This is a genomic window from Dehalococcoidia bacterium (genome assembly GCA_035574915.1).
Taxonomy (GTDB): Bacteria; Chloroflexota; Dehalococcoidia; order DSTF01; family WHTK01; genus DATLYJ01.
On record DATLYJ010000121.1, the window covers coordinates 1 to 18,467 of the forward strand.

An 18,467-nucleotide genomic window follows, 5' to 3' on the forward strand; every position below is an offset into this window, starting at 1 on the left:
ACTACGGGCACGGGCGGGTCGTACCAACGCCAGCCGCAGGCAGGGCAGAGCTTGTGGGCGTGCCCAGAGGCGGCGCCGGCATCCGCCAGAAGCGCGCCGCATTGGCCGCAGTGCTTCATGCCTGAACGTTAGGGGACCTCCAACTCTCCGGCAAGGAGAGGGGGCGGGGAAACCCGCCCTCTCACGCGAACCACCTCGTGCGCATCGCCGATGGCCTTGGCATTGGCATCGAGCCGGAGGCGGCGGCGCGCCTGCGGGAGCTGCCCTTCCACGGCGAGGTCACGCCGAAGGAGGTCGGGAACGCGGTCAGCGGGGCTTCAGCGTAAGGCGTGGCACCGGCGCGGCTAGCGGCTCCTACTTGATCGCGATGGCATTGGGTGGGGAGCCGACGCCGCCGAGGATGTTCAGCGGCGCCGAAGTGAACATGAACTCGTAGACACCGTCAGCGGCACAGTCGGCCGCCAGCGCCTCGAGGTACCACAGCTCGCCGATGGGTATGCCGAGGAGGCCGATGAGGCGCTGGTGCAGGAAACCGCCCGTCTCGGGCGTGGGCGGCCAGGCCTCGAGCGAGGGGTGGTCCCCCGCGACGGCGGCGACGTGCAGGTCCCACAGGTACTCGGCCATGTCCTCGGTAGCGGCGATGCCCGGCGCGTGCAGGTTCTGGACGTTGGTGATAGCGAAGCGCTCCTGGGGCGACGCGTTCAGGTACCACTCCATCCAGCCGCTGCGGATCAGCAGCACGTCGCCCTGGCGGATCTCGACGCCCTGGGCCTGGCGCGCAGCCTCGAGCTCATCGACGCTGAACCGGCGCGCCTCGTTACCGGCGACGGGCGTGCCCTGCGAGGCAAGGTAGCGGGCCATGTCCAGCAGGACGCCGCGTGTCACCATGCCGCGGCGAGCCCAGTGCTCGATGCCGTTGCGAGTGCCCTCCCGGCCGGTGATCTGGTCAGCGGTCACTCCGTTGTAGAAGCCGTACTGGGGATGGCCGACATGGGTCAGGCCGTCCCACTGGGACGACGCCTGAGGGTAGAAGTTGTCGATGATGTCGTCGCGTCCGGCGCCCTGGCCCGTGATCGTGTGACGCAGGTTGCCGCGGCGAAAGAGCGCCGGGTTGGGCAACTCGAACTCCCAGTTCAGGGCGAAGGACTTGCCGGTCCTCACCAGCCGCGCCGCTTCGACCGCCTTCTCCGGCGTCATCAGGTTCACGCAGCCCACCTGGTCGTCGGTCCCGAAGACGCCCCAGGCGGAGCCGGGCGGCGCGCCCTCCCGCGCCAGAAGCTCTCTGTATGACGGAAGACGCTCAGGTACCGGCATGTGGCTTCTCCTGGTCCTCTGGGATGGCCCTCTGAATCAGGGCTTCGTCCTGCCGCTCGAGTATCGCCTCGACAGCTTGCTCTGGCGTCAGTGCTCGCGTGTCCAGCCAGAGACCTCGGCCCCGGCTGCCGAGGAAGCCCTCCTCCAGATATGCGAAACGCTCGGCGATGGAGACTCCGTGCTTCGCCCGGTGGCGGATGCTCTGCGGCCGGTCCCTGTCGCGCGCGATGGCGGCCTCCCTCCCCGGCGAAAGCACCACGAACCGCACTGAGAGGCCGGGGAGCTGCGACAGGTGGGCCGCCGGATTCTCGATGACGTAGTCGACGATGGCCGTAAACCCGGCCTCAGCGAACGAGCGCGCCAGGAGGCACTGGTTGCGGACACAAAGGCGTATCTGGCGCTTCGACTCGCCGGCCGGCTCGTCGCCGGGCCCGACTTTGCCGCGGACCACCCAGTCGTGAAGGAGGTCCCCTTCGATGTGGACGCTGCGGTCGAATCGCTCCGCCAGGAGCCGCGCCGTGGTGGACTTTCCCGAGCCGGGTATGCCGCTGATGAGCCAGACGTCAGCCGCCACGAAGACTCAGTCCTCCAGCCGTACGATGCCCTGGGTGCCGTCTACTGTCAGCATCATGCCGTCTCGGATCCGCCGCGTGGCTACGCGCACACCGGCGACGCAGGGGATGCCGTACTCCCGCGCCAGGATCGCGCAGTGCGAGAGCACTCCGCCCGAGTCGGCGACGATGGCTGCCGCGCGGGAGAAGAGGTGCGCCCAGGAGGGGGTCGTGAAGCGGCAGACGAGGATGTCGCCCGGCTGTAGCCTTTCGGCAGCCTCGACCGTCTCGGCGACGCAAGCCCTGCCGCTCGCGACGCCGGGGCTGGCAGCGTTGCCCTTGAGGAGGCGCTCGTCAGCGCTGCGCTCCGCGCCGAAGCCGGAGACCATGCGAACGCCAAACGGCAGCGCCACGGTCCCTGCCTGATCCGCGCCTCCTTCCGCTGGCGGAGGGGGTGGCATCCGGCCAATGGTCATCGGCGGCACGATGACGCGCCAGCGATCGCGGTCGCGGCGCCGCTCCGCCACCAGGGTGCGCCAGCCGGCCGGGTCTCCGGAGGAGAGGTCGTCCAGGCTCAGGTAGAAGATGTCGTTCTGGTCATCCAGCGCTCCGTCCCGGACAAGCGCCCTGCCCAGGGCCAACGCCGGCAGCCGCAGATAGCCGCTGAGGCTGAGCTGCCAGAGGGCGCGGCCTTCGCTCACGGGCACGAACTGTTTGGCTGTCCTCCACAGGGCATCGAACTCCGCCCGCTTCGCGCCCTCGAGCCGGGCGCGGATGCGCCGCAAGGCGGCACGCCGCCGGGCGATCACGGCGCGGGCCTTGAGACGCGGGTCTTCGATCCCTTCCCTCAGGATGCGAGCGACCTCCGTCAACGCGACCTGAGGCGCCTCTCGCCAGGGAGGCTCTGACAGCTCCCACCAGGTCGGGGTGCGCCAGCCGAAGCGATTGAGGTAGGTCCTCAGGGCCGCCAGCAGCTCTCGTCCAGCCGGTAAAGCTTCGAGCGCCGTCGGAAGCCTTTCCGGCGGAGACGACAGGAGCAACGAAGCGAGGCCAAGGTCCTCTGCCCGGCGGGCGACCTGCCACAGCGCGGCATCCGCCGCGAACGATGCGTTGTTGTAGCCCTGGATCGATTCACCGGCGAGCGCTACGCCCTCCGGCCCGAACTCCTTTTCGCAGAACTCGTACAGGTTTTGGACGCCCGCGGACATGGGCGCGGCGGCGCGAAGAGTCAGGGCGAAGGCGCGGCCGGCCCTGTCGATCGCCCGCCTCAGCGCCGCCTGGAGCTCGGCCGTGGACATCGCGTCGTAGTCCGTGGCCAGTATCTCGCGGCAGACCCGCCGTATCTGCGGCAGCCAGCGCCGCTGCCACAGGCGCGCTACCCGGGGCGCCTCCTCGGCCGCGCGCCTCTCAGCCGCCTGGGTCCTGGGATCGGTCGCGGCGTTCGGGTCGGGGGGCTGGAACCGCTGGTAGAAGTAGCCGTTCACGAACATCACGGGCGGGTCGTCAGGACTGGCGCCCCTGTCTTCGAAGACGCCGCTGCGCGCGAGTGCCACCGCGAACTCGATGGAGAGCGGCGTCAGCGGCCTGGGGCAGTGCATGCCGTCCCAGGCCCAGAGCTTCTCGGCGTCCTCGGGCCGGCGCCAGGCAACCGGAAACTCCCGCAGCTCCGCTGCGACCATGCTCCACCTCCCGGCCTTGGGCCGCAGTCTAGCATGCGCCCGTCCGCGGCCCAGACGTATCGGGCCTTCGCCCTTCCCGTCCGATGACGGGAGGGAGATGGGCGCAGGCACGGAGTGCGGTTTGACCGCGTTCACGGGCGCTACCTACACTCGGAGGAGCGAGGTAACTACAGAGATGATCGCATTGGGGTTCGGCGCGAAGCGGGTGCAGCAGATCGCGGTGGTGGAGATGGAGGGCACCATTGGGCCCCGGCTCAGGGCGGCCGACTACGCCAAGCTCCTCCGCTCTCTGGCCGAGAACGACCGCGTGCGCAGCGTCGTGCTCGATATCGACTCGCCGGGAGGCTCAGCCACGGCCTCGAACTTCCTCCATCTCTCGGTCCAGGCGCTCGCCCGCAAGAAGCCGGTAGTGGCCTTCATCCGCGGCACCGGCGCTTCGGGCGCCTATCTGTTCGCCTGTGCGGCCCAGAAGATCGTCGCCATCCCCAGCGCGCTCATCGGTTCGATTGGCGTCATCTCGATGCGGCCCCTGCTCTACGAGGCGATGGACCGCCTGAGCCTCAAGATGTCCGTGACCAAGTCGGACAAGTTCAAGGACATGGGCAGCATGTTCCGGCCGCCCACTCCGGAGGAGCAACAGAAGGAGCAGGAGCTGGTAGACGACCTCTACGAGCAGTTCCTGGAAGCCGTCATGGAAGGCCGGCACATGGACCGGGAGCAGGCGAGAGCCGTTGCTACGGGAGAGGTGTTCACGGCCCGCAAGGCGAAGGAGCTTGGCCTGGTCGATGAGCTGGGCGACCTCGAGCATGCCATCGACCTGGCCGCAGAGCTGGGCAAGACGCCTCGCAGGCCGGTGTGGGTGCGCCCCAGGCGGGGCCTGCGGGACATGCTCACGTCCCTGGCCGCCTCGTCCTTTGCCGCCGAGCTCGCCGGCCAGATCGAGGACCGCCTGCAGACGCGCGTCTATTATCAGCGCCTCTAGGTTCGGGCAATCGGGCATGCGGGCATTCCGGCAGGGTGCGGCCGCGCATCACTGTGGTGTCAGGGTTCGCAGCCGAGGCCGTCACCGTCCGGGTCCAGGCCTAACGGGTCAGGAGGCAGCACTACCATCCCGGCGTACAGCGGCTGACACCTGAAACTAGTCGGCTGGGGCGGCAGGCAGACTGTCGGATAGGCGTCCAGGCAGTGCTCCGGCCGTCTTTCTGGCCCGGGTATGACCCTTCGCGTGTCGATGAGCACTTTGCCCTGGACGGTCCGGACGGCAAAACGGTCGAGTCCTCGCTCGCACGTGCCGAAGCGGCAATAGCCCTCGAGATCGTAGGTCTGGCCGTGGCAGGGATTGCGGAACCAGCCCCTGGTCCCGAGAAACTCGAACTCAGGGCGCCAGGGCACGGTGCAGCCCTGGTGTGGGTCGCGCCAGGACAGGGCAATGAACCGCTCGCCGTCGAGCCGCACGAGCCAGAGCCGGCCTTGCGTTATCTGAACGGGTTCGCGGAGAGGGATGTCGTTGACCCGGCCGGCAGTGATCTCCCCTGAGAGCGCCTGTCCCGTCCGCCCGGCTGTCAGCGGCCCTGCGGACGCCGGCCACAGAAAGGCTACGCCGACGGCGGCCGCGAGCAGGAGGAATGTAGCGGCCGCGACAAGCAGCACCAGGCGCTCGGGAGCCGCGCGCGAACGAGCGGCCATCGCGACGGGATCATAGCTCGTTGTGAGCCGCCGCGGAAGGCCCTTACCATAGAGTCAGGCGCGTGGTAGCACCGCTCCGCAGTCTCGACCGTCCTGGGAGCAAGCATTGACATCGAACCTGGAAGGGCTGGCGCGCGTGCCGCAGCAAGAGCCAACGCTGGACGGCGTAAAGCGCGCGCTTGTCATCGCGGCCCACCCGGACGACGCCGACTTCGGCGCAGCCGGCACGGCGCACCTGTGGTCGCGACAGGGCTGGGAGTTCTATTACCTGGTCTGCACCGACGGCTCCAAGGGTTCGGACGACCCCTCGCTGACGCCGGCCGACCTCGTGCGCCTGCGCCGCGCGGAGCAGCGGGAGGCGGCGAAGTTTCTCGGCGTGAAGGACGTCTTCTTCCTCGACTATGTGGACGGCGAGCTCAGGCCGTCGCGCTCGTTTCTCGGCGACGTGGTTCGTCACATCCGCATGATCCGTCCCCACGCCGTGTTCACGCATGACCCCGAGGCAGTGATCGTGCGGGAGTCCTTCGTCAACCACTCAGACCACCGCGCAACCGGCCTGACGGCTGTCGACGCCGTCTATCCGGCGGCAAGGGATCGCCTCAACTTTCCGGAGCACATCGAGCAAGGGCTGCAGCCGCACAAGGTCAGCGAGATCTACATCTGGGGGTCCGAGAAGGCGACGTTTCAGGTAGACATCACGGATGTCATCGAGAAGAAAGCGCAGGCCTTGCTGCTCCACAAGACCCAGTTCCAGGAGGACTTCGTCCGAAGCGCCCTGAACATATGGCGGACGCCAGAAGGACGCTACATCGAGTCCTTCCGGCGCGTACAGATGTGGTTCTAGGACATGAGCGGCGAACCGGCAGGGCCGGGCGCGTCCTACTGCATCAATTGCGGCGCCCGGCTGGAGACGAGGGAGGCCTTCGGGAAGCAGCGCCTCGTCTGCCCCGACTGCGGCCATGTGCACTTCGATGACCCCAAGGTTGCCGTCGGCGTGGTAGTGGAGATGGACGGCGGCATTCTGCTGGCGCGCCGCAATCATGAGCCGCAAATCGGGCGCTGGTCCTTCCCCTCGGGCTTTGTCGACGCAGGGGAAGTGCTGGAGGAGGCGGCGGCGCGCGAGGTACAGGAGGAGACCGGCGTCGAGGTCACGATTGACCGCCTTCTCGGCGTGTACTCCGCCCGCGGTGAGCGCACGATTTTCGTCGCCTACGCCGGCCACGCCAGCGGCGGCCGCCTGGAGTGCGGCGACGAGTGCCTCGAGGTGGCCGTATTCCCGCCCGATGCCCTGCCGGAGCTGGCCTTCCCCCACGACGCGGCCATCCTCGACGCCTGGGCCAGGGGCCGGGCGTGAGACTGCGGGGCTGCCGGCTTTTTGCCACACTGGCAGCGGCTCTGGTACTGTCGCTGGCCTCCTGCCGTGACGGCGACGATGACCGACCGCCTCCGCCGCCGGCCGACAGCCCGACCGCGACCCAGGTAAGCCCGTCTCCCCTGCCGGCGGACACGCCCACGCCGCGGCCGCTCCCGGGCGTGGTCTTCCCGCCGGAGCAGGCACAGGTCCTGGAAGACCTCGTGCGCCGCACGGCGCAGCTGCGGAAGCTGGAGCCCCTTGCGCCGTTGCATATGCGTCTCATCGGGCGGGATGCCGCGGCGGACTATCTGGAGGGGACTCTGGATGAGGGCGACAAGGTAGCGTTGGCCCGCCGTCAAGAAGTCTACCGCCTCCTCGGCCTGATCCCGGACGACGCCGACTTGCTGCAACTCCAGATCTCGCTCCTGCGCGGCGCCGTGCTCGGCTTCTACGACCCTGACGTCAAGGCGCTCTTCGTCCTGCAGGACCTCGGGCTCACCTCGGTGGTCACCCGAACGACCATCGTGCACGAGATCGTGCATGCCCTGCAGGACCAGCACTATGACCTCAACGCCATCGACCTCCGTATCCGTGACGACTGGGACCGGTACATGGCGTTTACGGACGTAGTCGAGGGTGACGCCCGCGGCGTCGAGACCGAGTTCCTCAGCCCCGCCGCCGCCGCGAACCCGGCCGCCAACTGCAACGATGCCAGCTTCAACGTCAACACCCTCTCCAACATCCCGGTCGTGGTGCAGCGAGAGCTGCTGGCGCCCTACTCCGACGGACGTTGCCTCATCGCTAGCGTCGCCTCACGCCTGCCAGAGGGTGTGGACAGCATCTTCAAGGACCTTCCGCGCAGCACCGAGCAGGTGTTGCATCCTGAGAAGTATCTGGCGCGAGAGGAGCCGCGGCGCGTCGACTTGAGGCCGCTTGCCGCCGACCTTGGCTCGGGCTGGAGCGAGCGCTACTCCGGCACCATCGGCGAGTTCGGCCTTCAGAACCTCCTTTTGCTCGGCGTAAGTGACACGGCGGCTGTAAAGCGCGCGGCCGCGGGTTGGGGCGGCGACCGGTGGTCGCTCTACGGCCGTAACGACGGCGCCCGCCTGATCCACGTCGAGACGCTCTGGGATAGCGAGTCCGAGGCGCGCGAGTTCTGGGAGGCGTTCCTCCGCTCCCTGAACACGCGTTCCCGTGGCAGCGTCTCGGCGTCAGCCTCGCAGTCGAACGTCTACTGGCGCTCGGGAGGCAAGTCCCTGCGCGCCGCGCTGGCCGGCGATAGCGTGACGCTGCTCGTGGGGACGGACGACGCCTCCGTGCGGACAGCGGCGACAGCCCTGGGCCTGCCCTGAGGACGGGCGCCGCTATGCCCTCTGCAGGGCCTTTCATATAATCTGCTCGACTTGACTGACTCACACTCCGGCACAGATCCCCGAGACCAGAGGCCCGCGGCAGCGGGCCTTATCGCAATCGATGGCCCGGTGGCGTCCGGCAAGACGGCAGTGGGCCTGCGCCTGGCCCGCGAACTAGGCTACCGTCTCGTCGATACCGGCATGATGTACCGGGCAATCACATACCTCGTCCTCAAGCACGGGCTCGACCCTAAGGACGAGGCAGGAGTCATCTCCCTGGCCGAGAAAGCGGACATAGAGCTGGGCCAGCCCACGGATGACGACCTCGCCACCGTGAAGGCGGAGGGCGAGGACATCACGCGCCTCCTGCGCACGCCGGAGGTCGACCGCACGGTGTCGGTGGTATCTCGCATCCCCGGGGTGCGCCGGGCGATGGTGCAGCGGCAGCGCGCTCTGGCGGCGGAGGGCCGCATCATAATGCTTGGGCGCGACATTGGCACCGTTGTCCTGCCGGATGCTCCCGTCAAGATCTACTTGGACGCCTCGGCGGGCGAGCGGGCGCGGCGGCGCTACCTGGAGCTGAAGGAGGCCGGCAACGAGAGGCCGTTGGAGGAGATCCGCGAGGAGCTGGAGAACCGCGACCGCATGGACATGAACCGCCACGCCTCGCCCCTGCGCCCTGCTCCCGACGCGGTTGTCATCGCCACGGACGACCTCACGCTGGACGAGGTCGTCGCGAAGGTCCGAGAGGTCGCCGGCATACGACCATGACCGCGAGACGCCCCCTCTTGCCTCGACGGCGGAGAGGGCCGGCGCTGCCGCTGGCCCTTCACTTGCCGTTGGCGCGCCTTGCCCGAGGCCGGTGATGGCCTGGTTCTACTGGCTCGTTACTTACTTCGTCCGCTGGTTCCTCATGCCTCTGTACGCGACCATCGAAGTGCGCGGGGTAGAGAATGTGCCGCGAACGGGCCCGCTACTCATCGCCTCCAACCACCTGAATGACGCCGACCCGGGCGTGCTGGCGACGCGCATCCCCAGACGCTTGGTGTTCATGGCGAAGGCGGAGCTCTTCCGGATCCCCGTGCTCGCGCAGGCCCTGCGCCTCTACGGCGCCTTCCCCGTGCGGAGACGCGAGGCCGACCTCTCAGCGCTCCGGCGCTCGCACGAGACTCTGAGGCGTGGCCTGGCCCTGGTACTGTTCCCGGAGGGCACGCGCGCCGGTGAGGCAGCTCGTCTCGGGCCCGCCTGGCCGGGGGCCGGCCTCATTGCCCTGCGCAACAATGCCCTCATCCTGCCCTGCGCCATCACGGGCAGCCAGGACATGGGGATGCCCGGGATGTTCCTGCGGGTGCTCAGGCGCCGCAGGGTCACCCTCACGATCGGCGAGCCATTTCGTCTCGACCCCGTGCCACGGATCAATACGGAGGCGTCCGCTGCCGGGGCGGACCTGATCATGCGGCGTATAGCCGCGCTTCTGCCTCCCGAGTACCGGGGATATTATGGAGAGGAAGCGGGGGCCGGTGAGCACGCGGCCCGGGGCCAGACATGAAAATCCTACGCGCGAGAGAGATGGGTTTTTGCTTCGGCGTCCGCCGCGCCGTCGAGATGATGGAGGAGGCGGTCGCGGAGCGGGGCCAGATGGTCAGCCTCGGGTCGGTGGTGCACAACCCCCAGGTCGTCGAGAAACTGCGCTCGCAGGGCCTCGAGGTGATCACAGACGTCTCCGAGGCGCGCGACAAGCCCGTCGCGATCACGGCCCACGGCGTGGCCCGCAACGTGATCGAGGGACTGGAACAGGCCGGTGTCGAGATCTTCGACACCACGTGTCCCATCGTCACCCGCTCCCAGCAGTGGGCGAAGAAGCTGACGGACGAGGGCTATGGCCTGGTGGTATTCGGGGACCCGAACCACAAAGAGATGCGTGGCGTCCTTGGCTGGGCGAACGGCAAGGTGCTGGTGGTGCCCGCGCACCAGGAGCCGGGCGAGCTGCCCGCGGACTTCCCGTCCCGCATCGGGGTCCTCTCGCAGACCACGGAGACGGAGCAGCGCTTCAGCAGCTTCGTGAAAAAGCTGTTCGAGACGAACATGGAGCGCATCTCCGAATTGCGGGTCATCAACACCCTCTGTCACGCCACGACGTCGCAGCAAGCGGCGACCATGGAGCTGGCGGGGCAGGTTGACCTCATGATCGTCGTCGGCGGGCGCGAAAGCGCGAACACCCGCCATCTGGCCGACGTTTCTCGCGAGTGCGGCGTGGAGACCTACCACATCGAACGCGCCGATGAGATCGAGCCGGAGTGGCTGCGCGGCCGCGCGGCCGTCGGCGTGACCGCGGGCGCCTCCACGCCCGACTACGCGATCGAGGAAGTGGTGGCGAGGCTGGAGGCGCTGGCCTCGGCGCCTGCGGCATCGCCCTGACCCCGGCACCCCGGCGCCTGCCCGTACTCGCTCGCGCGGCCTGCGCGCCCCCGGAACGCCCGTGATGCTGGCGCCCTGCGACAGACGCAGCCCACGAGGGAAGCCTGTGCCATCATGGAACCGTGAGTGAATCAGAAGCCACCCCCGAGCTCGAGCTCACGGAGGGCGCCCTCGATAGCGGGTTGATCGCCGAGAGCGAGGAAGAGGAGCCCGGGTCGATCGAGCCGCTGGAGCCGGCCTCGCGCCGGCCGGGCGGTCCCGTAGCCCGGCGCATCTACTCGACCGGCAGCGCCGAGCTCGACCGCCTGGTGCAGGACGTGGTCGAGCGCGTCGAGACGCAGGAGGCTGACCTCCTGCGCGAGTTGATGACTACCAGCCTGCGGCTTGTCTTGCAGGGCTCGACCCGCGCTGAACTGAAGCTGGTGAACGCGGCGATGAAGGAGTTTGCCTACTCATTCCGCGTCTTTGCGCCCTACCAGCACCTGCCCAAGGTCAGCATCTTCGGTTCCGCGCGGGTGATGCCCGGCGACCCGGCCTATATCGCCGCCCGTGACTTCGCCCGCGAGATGGCGTCCCGCGGCTGGATGGTCATCACCGGCGCCGGCCCCGGCATCATGGCGGCCGGGCACGAGGGCGCGGGCGCCAGCCAGAGCTTCGGCGCCAACATACGCTTGCCGTTCTTGAATCCGGCCAACGTCTACATCGCCCGGGACGGCAAGCTGATCAACTTCAAGTACTTTTTCACCCGCAAGGTCACGTTCATGAAGGAGTCGAAGGCGTTCGTGCTGCTGCCTGGCGGCTGGGGCACCCTGGACGAGGCCTTCGAGCTGCTGACCCTGGTCCAGACTGGCAAGAGCGACCTCCACCCTGTAGTCCTGTTGGAGCCGGACGGCAGCACCTACTGGAGGACATGGGACGAGTTCATCCGCGCCCAGGTGCTGCGACGCGGTTTTATCTCCGCCGATGACCTCAGCCTCTACAGGGTGGCCGCGAGCGTGTCCGAGGCGGTCGCGGAGATCGAGCGCTTCTACTCGAACTACCGCTCCGCGCGCTTCGTCGGCGACCGCCTGGTGCTGCGCCTGAACCGCGCCCCGGACGAGGCGGCGCTGCGCGCCCTCAACGCTGACTTCGCTGACCTCCTCGACCACGGCGCCTTCGAGGTCATCCCGCCCACGGCACCCGAGCTAAGAGATGAGGACGACCTGGAGGCTGCCCGCCTTGCGTTCTTCCCGTCGCATGCCTACGGCCGCCTCCGACAGCTGATCGACGAGCTCAACAAGCTGTAGGGGCCATCACTTGAACGGCCGGGCGGTCGACGGCTGAGGTCCCGTGCCCGCTCGCTAGCGTTGACGCTGCCTTTCCGCCGGCGGCGACTGCGTCCGTAGCGCCAAGGCTTGCTTCGCCCTGCGGGCTGGCAATGACGGGTGGGGGTGGCTGCCTTTCCGCCAGCGGCGGCTGCGTCCGTAGCGCCAAAGGTTGCTTCGCCCTGCGGGCTGGCAATGACGGTGGGGTGGCGGCCTTCGCGCCGGCGGCGACTGCGTCCGTAGCGCCAAAGGTTGCTTCGCCCTGCGGGCTCGCAATGACGCGGTGGGGGCAGGCTCGCGCCGTCAGCGCTCGCTGACCAGGCGCGGCCAGGTGCGCTTGCCGCCCAGCGGCTTGACGAAAGCAATGTCGCCCTCGGGCTCGTAGCCAGAGGCGCCCAGCAGGGCCAGCCCGTCCGTCATGCTCTCCTTCACGAGCGCGAAGACCAGCGGGGCGCCGCGCTCCTTCAGCTGGCGCTCGGCTTCGGCGAGGAGGCGGCTGCCGATGCCGCTCCGCCGGGCCTCCGGGGCTACGGCGACGTGCGAGACGAAGGCCCGCCAGCCGTCGTAGGCGACTACCGCGGCGCCGACGACCCTCCCGTCGTCCTCGGCCACCAGCAGGCTGGCGCTCCCGCCGCCGCAGAGCGCGGCCCACTCCGATTCCGTGGCGGCGGGCATGCCCGATTCCCGCCACAGGCGCTGCACGGCGTCGTGGTCGGCATGACGTCCGGGCCGGATCTCGACCATGTCACACCTCCAGGCGGGGAAGGCGGAACGCCGCGAGCTGCTCCTGGCTGCGGCGGAGGTGGCTAGCTCTAGCTCAGGATGCGCATCATTTCGTCATCGGTGAAGGCGCGCAGGGTCTCGCTGGAGACGTTGCCGGCCTCGGCAATGCTGAAAAGGCCCTTCATCATCGCCTCCTCGCTCGGCGCTTCGACGACCGTCACGAGGTCATACCGGCCCTGGGTCCAGTAGTGCCCGATGACCTTGAACCCCCGCGACTCGTTCTCCTGCCGGATCTCCTGCGCTCTCTTGACCGTGTCCTTGATGCTTTTGCGTCCGGCGTCCGTGAAGTTGTAGAGGACCACGTAGTGAGGCATGAGAGAAGACTCCTTCCTCCCCCGGGGCCACAATCGTAGCACCGGCGTCAATCGGGTTGTCGGGTCTCAGGGATCGGGAAGGAGAGACTACAACCGGGGCGGGCTGGCGGCGCAGCGCTGGCCGCACAAGGCCGGATGCCCGGCTGCCCGGAAATGCTCCTAGTCTTCCACCGTCACGTGGCCTAGCTTCTCGAGCGCTTTCACCAGGGCCTGGGTTCCCTCGTCCTGGAAGCCCGCGGCGTGGACCGAGGCGAAGAGTTGGCTCACCAGCGCCGTCGCGGGCAGAGGCAAGGCTGCCTCGCGGGCGACCTCCAGGGCCAGGCGCAGGTCTTTCTCCTGGTGCCAGACCTTGAAGCCGGGGCGGAAGTCGCGCGCGATCATTTTCGGCGCCAGGTTCAGGAGCTGCCACGACGAGGCCGCGCCGCCCGATACCGCCTCGAGCATGACTGAGGGGGAGACGCCGGCCTTCTTGGCCAGCACGAGGGCCTCGCAGACGGCCATGTTCGTCACGGACACCAGCACCTGGTTGCACAGCTTCACGGTCTGCCCCGCGCCGATCGGGCCGCAGTAGGTCACCGTGCGCCCCATCGCCTCGAACAGGGGGCGGCAGCGCTCGAAGATCTCGCGTTTGCCGCCAACCATGATCGACAGCGTCGCGTTGATCGCGCCGGTTTCGCCGCCGCTCACCGGCGCGTCGAGCATCTCGATGTGGGCCCTGGCGTACTCGCTGGCGATCCGGCGCGTGACCTCCGGCGAGATCGTCGACATGTCGATGTGAACCAGGCGCGGCCCCCGGTCGCCGATGCGGGCTTCGCGGTCAAACACCTCCCCGACGCCGTGGATGATGCCGCGTTCGCCCAGGGCGACCTCCTCGACATCCGGGGAGTCGCCGACCATGGTGATGACCACATCGCTCCGCGAGGCGACGTCCGCGGGCGAAGCGCCCTCAGCCGCGCCGGCCGTGACGAGCGCTTCTATACCGGCCCGGCTGCGGTTCCAGACCGTAAGCTGATGGCCGGCGGCGATGAGGTGCTTCGCCATCGGCCGTCCCATGATCCCCAGCCCAATGAAGCCAACGCGCATTGCGCCACCTCCGCCTTCGTGAGTGATACTCTGACGCTCGCATCATCGTTCGACGCGGCGGAGCGCTCAACACGGAGAGAGGCAGGCATGAGACGGAACGCAGTCAAGCAGAAGTGGCGGGAGGGCAAGGTCGCGGTCGGCGGCTGGCTTTCGATACCCAGCACCTACACGGCCGAGATCATGGCCCACCAGGGCTTCGACTGGCTCTGCGTCGACACCCAGCACGGCATGATCGACTACTCCGCCGCCGTGCCCATGCTGCAGGCTATCTCGACCACGGACACGGTGCCCTTCGTCCGCGTGCCCTGGAATGAGCCCTCGATCATCATGAAGTACCTGGACGCGGGCGCCTACGGCATCATCGTGCCCATGGTGAACAACCGTCGTGAGGCCGAGGCGGCCGTCGCCGCCTGCCGCTATCCCCCCGATGGCATCCGCAGCTTCGGCCCCAATCGCGTGACCCTTTACGCCGGCGCCGGCTATGCCAGCGAGGCCAACGCCGAGGTCGCGTGCGTCGTCATGATCGAGACCGCGGAGGCGATCGAGAAGCTGGACGAGATCCTGGGCACGCCGGGCGTCGACGCCGCGTACATAGGCCCCGCTGACCTGAGCCTGGCGATCGGCTTGCCGCCCCGGGGGGACAACGATGACCCGAAGCACGTGGCGACCGTCGGGCGCATCCGCGAAGCCTGCGAGCGCCACGGCGTCATCCCGGGCATCCACTGCGCGAGCTCGAAGTTCGCGGCTGCCAAGGCCAGCGAAGGGTTCAAGATGGTGATGCTCACCTCAGACGTCGCCGGAGTGTCGGCGCACGCCTCGCGCCTGCTGGCGGAGATGAAGGGCGCGGTTGCGCAATCGCCCGGGAGTGGCAACCCTTACGGGTAGCCGCCTGCGGCACAATCTCCGCCATTGCGGCGCGGTAGCCGGGAACATCGGCGGAGGGCAGGACTGGCGATGGGCGAGGACGCGGGCGCGCGACACTCTCCGGCATTCATGGCCTCAGAATGACCGGCGGCGCGGCGTCCCGAGACGGAGGGCCTACGGGGAGGAACCATGGCGGACGAAGGCGACATCAGAGTAGACCCGGACCGCCTGCACGCGCTGGGCGTGCGGGCGCTGGTGTGTGCCGGCGTGCCGGAAGAGCACGCGCGCTGGACGGCAGACGTCCTCCTCACTTCGGACCTGCGCGGCATCGAGTCGCACGGCTTCGCGCGCTTCGCTGACTTCTACGTCAACCGCGCCAGGCAGGGGCTGCTGAACGTCAACCCCAGGGTCCGCGTCGTCCAGGAGACGGCCTCCGCGGCGACGGTGGACGGCGACGGAGGCCTCGGCTTCGTGGCGAGCACGATCGCCATGCGGCTCGCGATCCAGAAGGCGCGCGAGACCGGCGTCGGCATGGTCAGCGTGCGCAACAGCACGCACCATGGTCCGGCCTCGCCCTATGCCCTCATGGCGGTGCCGGAGAACATGATCGGCATCTCGATGACGACTGGCGGCAACGGCGTCGTGCCGCCAGGCGGGTCGAAGCGAGCGTATGGACTCAACGCCATGTCGGTTGCCGCGCCGATGCGTCCGCCGCAGGCGCCCTGGTGCCTCGACATGGCCACCTCCGTGGTCGCCGCGGGCAAGTTCGAGATCGCCCGGCGGCGCGGCAAGCCGGTACCGGAGGGCTGGGCGATCGACGGCGAAGGCAAGCCCATCATGGACCCGCTCCAGTACTACAATCCCGAGCGCGGCGGCGGGATCCTGCCCCTGGGGAGCTACATCGAGACGGGCGCGTGGAAGGGCTTCGGCCTGGCCATCATGGTCGATATCCTCACGGGCATTCTCAGCGGCGGCCACTCGAGCGCTGAACTGCCGCAGCGCGCCGCGAACCACTTCTTCGGCGCCTTGCGCATCGATGCCTTCACGACAATCGAGTCCTTCTACGACCAGATGGACTCGATGAAAGCGACGTTACGCGCCGCCCCGCGCCTGCCAGGCGCCGGGCCCCTGACCTTCGCCGGCGAGCCGGAGGCCGAGTTCGAAGCGGACTGCCGCAAGCACGGCATCCCCTACCACCCCTCGATCATCGAGAGCCTGCGCAAGATGTGCGCCGACCTGGGGATCGAATTCGACCTCGACCTGCCGGCGGCCTAGCGAGCAAGCCCTGCCCTACGGACACACATCCGGCGTCCATGCAGGAGCGAAATAATCTGCGCGAATCCGTGCTAATCTGTGGCCGATTCCCCGGCAATCACGACGACCACTATGGACACATATAAGGCGATCATTTCCAAGCGAGATACGAGGGCTTATCTGGACCGGCCCATCCCCGACGAAATCGTGCACCGCATCCTGAACGCCGGGCGCATGGCGGGCAGCTCGAAGAACAGCCAGCCTTGCCGCTTCATCGTGATGCGCGACCGCGTGGGCATCGAGCGGCTGGCGGCCTGCGGCGACTTCACGGCGCCGATGCGGTCGGCGCCGCTGGTCGTCGCGATACTCCTCCAGGAGGGCTGGCGTCCCTTCGACGTCGGCCGCGCGGCGCAGAACATGATGCTCGCGGCCTGGAACGAGGGGATCACCTCCTGTCCCGTCGGCATTCAGCGCGTGGATGAGGGCCGCAAGGCCGTCGGCGCGCCGGATGAGTTCGAGGTGCACATGGTGGTGTGTTTCGGCTACCCGGACCCCTCTACGCCGCTATCACGCGGTCAGAGCCGGCGCCGCCTGGACGAACTGGTGCACTGGGAGCGCTGGTGAGCGCGCTCGGACCCGTGATCCTCGCCGGTGGCGCCGAGTTCGACGAGCGTATGGCCGCGGCTGACCGCGCCTGGCTGGCGGCGAGGAGCATCGGCGTCCCTCGGGTGGGCGTGTTCCCGACGGCGAACGACGAGCGCCCGGACAGGGCGGCGGCGAACGGCGCGGCGCACTTCCGCCGTCTTGCCACCCACGCGGAACCGGTGATGGTGACCACGCGGGCCACCACGGCCGAGGAGCGAGTGCTGAACCAGATCTCGAAGCTGGACTTCGCTTACTTCGCCGGCGGGAACCCACTCCACCTGGCGGCGACGCTGGCCGGCTCGCCGGCGTGGCAGGCGCTGGCCGGGCGCTGGCGCGCCGGCATGGGCCTCGGCGGCTCGAGCGCCGGGGCCATGGTCCTCGGCGAGCGCATATTCCTCCGCGGCGACTGGGCAGACGCCCTCCGCCTGCTGCCGGGGTGCGTCATTTTGCCGCACTTCAACCGCTGGGAGGCGCACGCAGTGGAGCGCGCGCGGGAGGCGCTGGCCGCCGAGGGCCTGGTCGGACTCGGCATCGACGAATCGACCGCCCTTGTCTGGTCGCCGGCGTCCGGCTGGGCGGTCGCGGGGCCAGGTATGGTGACCGTCCTCGACGGCGCTGGCCTCCGCCGCTACTCTTCTGGCCAATCGCCGCTTGGCCCACCGGAGCCAGCGGCGTGAAGGAGGCCAGGAGGCCGATCAGTCTCTGACGTTTACGAGGTCCCCGTAGTCCTGGTAGAGCTTCCGGATCTTCGGGTCGATCACGATCATGCAGTACGGGTTCAGCATCCGGTTCCGCTCGTAGTAGTCGCGGTGGTAGCTCTCCGCCGGATAGAACTCCGAGGCGGGCTTGACCTCCGTGACGACAGGGTCTTGATAGACGCCGGAGGCGTTCACTTCGGCGATGACTTCTTCTGCTGTCCGCCGCTGGTCTTCATCGTGGTAGTAGATGGCGGAGCGGTACTGGGTGCCGTAGTCCTCTCCCTGCCGGTTGAGGGTAGTGGGGTCGTGGAGGTGGAAGAAGACATCGAGAAGGGTGCGGTAGGAGATGACGTCCGGGTCGAAGGTTATCTCGACCGCCTCGGCATGCCCGGTGGAACCATCACAGACGGCCTCGTAGCTCGGGTTGGGGACGTGGCCGCCGGTGTAACCGGGGACCGCGGAATGGACGCCCTTGAGCCGGCGAAAGACGGCCTCGGTGCACCAGAAGCAGCCGCCAGCCAGGGTCGCCTTCTCCGTCATGCCATCCTCCTGTTCCAAGTCCCGTGAGCCGATTGTAGCGGCCCGAGCGCCTCGCCGCCTTCCCCGCACGGCGAGCCCGCCCTGCGTCTAAATTCTATTGACGCGCCAGTGGGCGCTTTCTATACTCGATTCGAGCCCCGAACTCCGGGGGTCTAATTTTGTTGCGCCCGAAACGTCCCAAGGCGTTTGCCCGCGACAGGCTCCTTTCGGGAGCGCGCCGGTAGGGAGCGTAATCCCGGACGGGCGTGTCCTCCGGAGGGGCAGGATCGGGGCCCGAGTGGCGCAACGGTAGCGCAACCGATTTGTAATCGGTAGGTTGAGGGTTCGAATCCCTCCTTGGGCTCCACAGTTCGTGCGAGAGGAGTTGGAAGGTAGAAGTCGGGGGTTAGAGCGCCGGCTAAAGGTCGCTCAGGCGACGGGCCACGACTGCCAAGCTTCCATCGGCCTTAGAGAGAAGACGCCAGGGTGGGTGAGTGGCTAAAACCGACGGTCTGTAAAATCGTTGCCCTGACGGGCTACGCAGGTTCGAATCCTGCCCCTGGCACCACCGCCCACATAGCTCAGCAGGCAGAGCACGCCCTTGGTAAGGGCGAGGTCATCGGTTCGAATCCGATTGTGGGCTCCACGG

Annotated in this window: 21 protein-coding genes and 3 tRNA genes; 16 read left to right on the forward strand and 8 right to left on the reverse strand. The window is 68.3% G+C overall.

The window, feature by feature from the left end; genetic code table 11:
• Positions 1-197 precede the first annotated feature (197 nt).
• Positions 198-326 (forward strand): hypothetical protein, encoded by a 129-nt coding sequence (locus VNN10_11305; protein HXH22610.1) that lies wholly within the window; start codon positions 198-200, stop codon positions 324-326.
• Between the two features lie 28 nt (positions 327-354).
• Here VNN10_11305 and VNN10_11310 read toward each other — a convergent pair whose 3' ends face one another.
• The 3 genes from VNN10_11310 to VNN10_11320 are packed head-to-tail and all read right to left on the reverse strand — an operon-like array spanning position 355 to position 3,544.
• Positions 355-1,314 (reverse strand): cyclase family protein, encoded by a 960-nt coding sequence (locus VNN10_11310; protein ID HXH22611.1) that lies wholly within the window; start codon positions 1,312-1,314, stop codon positions 355-357.
• Positions 1,301-1,888, reverse strand: coding sequence for an AAA family ATPase (locus tag VNN10_11315; protein ID HXH22612.1), 588 nt, complete (start codon positions 1,886-1,888; stop codon positions 1,301-1,303). The genes VNN10_11310 and VNN10_11315 overlap by 14 nt, the downstream gene beginning before the upstream one ends.
• A gap of 6 nt (positions 1,889-1,894) precedes the next feature.
• Positions 1,895-3,544 (reverse strand): PEP-utilizing enzyme, encoded by a 1,650-nt coding sequence (locus VNN10_11320; GenBank protein HXH22613.1) that lies wholly within the window; start codon positions 3,542-3,544, stop codon positions 1,895-1,897.
• A 121-nt stretch (positions 3,545-3,665) separates the two neighbouring features.
• Here VNN10_11320 and sppA point away from each other — a divergent pair, with 121 nt between their 5' ends.
• Entirely contained in the window at positions 3,666-4,526 is an 861-nt protein-coding gene (gene sppA / locus VNN10_11325; GenBank protein ID HXH22614.1) for a signal peptide peptidase SppA, read from the forward strand.
• A 59-nt stretch (positions 4,527-4,585) separates the two neighbouring features.
• Here sppA and VNN10_11330 read toward each other — a convergent pair whose 3' ends face one another.
• A complete protein-coding gene (locus tag VNN10_11330) occupies positions 4,586-5,230 on the reverse strand; it encodes a Rieske (2Fe-2S) protein (GenBank protein ID HXH22615.1) in 645 nt (214 codons plus the stop codon).
• Between the two features lie 106 nt (positions 5,231-5,336).
• On the opposite strand from VNN10_11330, the gene VNN10_11335 reads away from it, so the two are divergent.
• The 7 genes from VNN10_11335 to VNN10_11365 all read left to right on the forward strand — a co-directional run bounded on the left by VNN10_11335 (position 5,337) and on the right by VNN10_11365 (position 11,640).
• Complete coding sequence (locus VNN10_11335) at positions 5,337-6,074, forward strand: PIG-L deacetylase family protein (GenBank protein ID HXH22616.1); 738 nt, start codon at positions 5,337-5,339, stop codon at positions 6,072-6,074.
• Positions 6,075-6,077: 3 nt separating this feature from the next.
• A complete protein-coding gene (locus tag VNN10_11340; GenBank protein HXH22617.1) occupies positions 6,078-6,584 on the forward strand; it encodes an NUDIX hydrolase in 507 nt (168 codons plus the stop codon).
• Positions 6,581-7,936 (forward strand): hypothetical protein, encoded by a 1,356-nt coding sequence (locus VNN10_11345; GenBank protein ID HXH22618.1) that lies wholly within the window; start codon positions 6,581-6,583, stop codon positions 7,934-7,936. Before VNN10_11340 ends, VNN10_11345 begins: the two co-directional genes overlap by 4 nt.
• Before the next feature lie 51 nt (positions 7,937-7,987).
• Positions 7,988-8,707 carry a (d)CMP kinase gene (gene cmk, locus VNN10_11350; protein ID HXH22619.1) on the forward strand — a complete coding sequence of 240 codons (720 nt, stop codon included), beginning with the start codon at positions 7,988-7,990 and terminating at the stop codon, positions 8,705-8,707.
• Positions 8,708-8,801: 94 nt separating this feature from the next.
• Positions 8,802-9,485, forward strand: a complete 684-nt coding sequence (locus VNN10_11355) for a lysophospholipid acyltransferase family protein (GenBank protein ID HXH22620.1) — start codon at positions 8,802-8,804, stop codon at positions 9,483-9,485.
• Complete coding sequence (ispH, locus tag VNN10_11360; GenBank protein HXH22621.1) at positions 9,482-10,354, forward strand: 4-hydroxy-3-methylbut-2-enyl diphosphate reductase; 873 nt, start codon at positions 9,482-9,484, stop codon at positions 10,352-10,354. The genes VNN10_11355 and ispH overlap by 4 nt, the downstream gene beginning before the upstream one ends.
• A 122-nt stretch (positions 10,355-10,476) precedes the next feature.
• Positions 10,477-11,640 carry a TIGR00730 family Rossman fold protein gene (locus VNN10_11365; protein HXH22622.1) on the forward strand — a complete coding sequence of 388 codons (1,164 nt, stop codon included), beginning with the start codon at positions 10,477-10,479 and terminating at the stop codon, positions 11,638-11,640.
• A gap of 321 nt (positions 11,641-11,961) precedes the next feature.
• On the opposite strand, the gene VNN10_11370 is transcribed toward VNN10_11365, so the two are convergent.
• The 3 genes from VNN10_11370 to VNN10_11380 form a co-directional block, all read right to left on the reverse strand.
• Positions 11,962-12,402: a GNAT family N-acetyltransferase gene (locus tag VNN10_11370; protein ID HXH22623.1), complete on the reverse strand. Its 441-nt coding sequence runs from the start codon at positions 12,400-12,402 to the stop codon at positions 11,962-11,964.
• 68 nt (positions 12,403-12,470) lie between these two features.
• Positions 12,471-12,755 (reverse strand): GYD domain-containing protein, encoded by a 285-nt coding sequence (locus VNN10_11375; protein HXH22624.1) that lies wholly within the window; start codon positions 12,753-12,755, stop codon positions 12,471-12,473.
• A gap of 159 nt (positions 12,756-12,914) precedes the next feature.
• Positions 12,915-13,838, reverse strand: coding sequence for an NAD(P)-dependent oxidoreductase (locus VNN10_11380; protein HXH22625.1), 924 nt, complete (start codon positions 13,836-13,838; stop codon positions 12,915-12,917).
• An 87-nt stretch (positions 13,839-13,925) separates the two neighbouring features.
• Here VNN10_11380 and VNN10_11385 point away from each other — a divergent pair, with 87 nt between their 5' ends.
• The 4 genes from VNN10_11385 (at position 13,926) to VNN10_11400 (ending at position 17,278) form a co-directional block, all read left to right on the forward strand.
• Positions 13,926-14,723: an aldolase/citrate lyase family protein gene (locus tag VNN10_11385; GenBank protein ID HXH22626.1), complete on the forward strand. Its 798-nt coding sequence runs from the start codon at positions 13,926-13,928 to the stop codon at positions 14,721-14,723.
• Positions 14,724-14,891: 168 nt separating this feature from the next.
• Positions 14,892-15,977, forward strand: a complete 1,086-nt coding sequence (locus tag VNN10_11390) for an Ldh family oxidoreductase (GenBank protein ID HXH22627.1) — start codon at positions 14,892-14,894, stop codon at positions 15,975-15,977.
• 111 nt (positions 15,978-16,088) lie between these two features.
• Positions 16,089-16,580, forward strand: a complete 492-nt coding sequence (locus VNN10_11395; GenBank protein ID HXH22628.1) for a nitroreductase — start codon at positions 16,089-16,091, stop codon at positions 16,578-16,580.
• A complete protein-coding gene (locus VNN10_11400) occupies positions 16,577-17,278 on the forward strand; it encodes a Type 1 glutamine amidotransferase-like domain-containing protein (protein ID HXH22629.1) in 702 nt (233 codons plus the stop codon). The genes VNN10_11395 and VNN10_11400 overlap by 4 nt, the downstream gene beginning before the upstream one ends.
• 18 nt (positions 17,279-17,296) lie before the next feature.
• Here VNN10_11400 and msrA read toward each other — a convergent pair whose 3' ends face one another.
• Positions 17,297-17,839 (reverse strand): peptide-methionine (S)-S-oxide reductase MsrA, encoded by a 543-nt coding sequence (msrA, locus tag VNN10_11405; protein ID HXH22630.1) that lies wholly within the window; start codon positions 17,837-17,839, stop codon positions 17,297-17,299.
• A gap of 271 nt (positions 17,840-18,110) precedes the next feature.
• Between msrA and VNN10_11410 the strand changes: the two genes are divergently transcribed.
• The 3 genes from VNN10_11410 to VNN10_11420 all read left to right on the forward strand — a co-directional run bounded on the left by VNN10_11410 (position 18,111) and on the right by VNN10_11420 (position 18,464).
• A tRNA-Thr gene (locus VNN10_11410) sits at positions 18,111-18,185 on the forward strand.
• Between the two features lie 113 nt (positions 18,186-18,298).
• Positions 18,299-18,386 (forward strand) — tRNA-Tyr (locus VNN10_11415).
• A gap of 2 nt (positions 18,387-18,388) precedes the next feature.
• Positions 18,389-18,464: transfer RNA gene (locus VNN10_11420), tRNA-Thr, on the forward strand.
• The last annotated feature ends 3 nt before the right edge of the window (positions 18,465-18,467 follow it).

Excerpts from the sequence above, each read along its gene's own strand:
- VNN10_11355 (HXH22620.1), top strand. The coding sequence starts at position 8,802 with ATGGCCTGGTTCTACTGGCTCGTTACTTACTTCGTCCGCTGGTTCCTC.
- VNN10_11375 (HXH22624.1), bottom strand. The coding sequence starts at position 12,755 with ATGCCTCACTACGTGGTCCTCTACAACTTCACGGACGCCGGACGCAAA.
- VNN10_11310 (HXH22611.1), bottom strand. The coding sequence starts at position 1,314 with ATGCCGGTACCTGAGCGTCTTCCGTCATACAGAGAGCTTCTGGCGCGG.
- VNN10_11390 (HXH22627.1), top strand. The coding sequence starts at position 14,892 with ATGGCGGACGAAGGCGACATCAGAGTAGACCCGGACCGCCTGCACGCG.
- VNN10_11340 (HXH22617.1), top strand. The coding sequence starts at position 6,078 with ATGAGCGGCGAACCGGCAGGGCCGGGCGCGTCCTACTGCATCAATTGC.
- VNN10_11380 (HXH22625.1), bottom strand. The coding sequence starts at position 13,838 with ATGCGCGTTGGCTTCATTGGGCTGGGGATCATGGGACGGCCGATGGCG.
- VNN10_11395 (HXH22628.1), top strand. The coding sequence starts at position 16,089 with ATGGACACATATAAGGCGATCATTTCCAAGCGAGATACGAGGGCTTAT.
- VNN10_11370 (HXH22623.1), bottom strand. The coding sequence starts at position 12,402 with ATGGTCGAGATCCGGCCCGGACGTCATGCCGACCACGACGCCGTGCAG.
- VNN10_11320 (HXH22613.1), bottom strand. The coding sequence starts at position 3,544 with ATGGTCGCAGCGGAGCTGCGGGAGTTTCCGGTTGCCTGGCGCCGGCCC.
- VNN10_11330 (HXH22615.1), bottom strand. The coding sequence starts at position 5,230 with ATGGCCGCTCGTTCGCGCGCGGCTCCCGAGCGCCTGGTGCTGCTTGTC.
- msrA (HXH22630.1), bottom strand. The coding sequence starts at position 17,839 with ATGACGGAGAAGGCGACCCTGGCTGGCGGCTGCTTCTGGTGCACCGAG.
- VNN10_11385 (HXH22626.1), top strand. The coding sequence starts at position 13,926 with ATGAGACGGAACGCAGTCAAGCAGAAGTGGCGGGAGGGCAAGGTCGCG.
- ispH (HXH22621.1), top strand. The coding sequence starts at position 9,482 with ATGAAAATCCTACGCGCGAGAGAGATGGGTTTTTGCTTCGGCGTCCGC.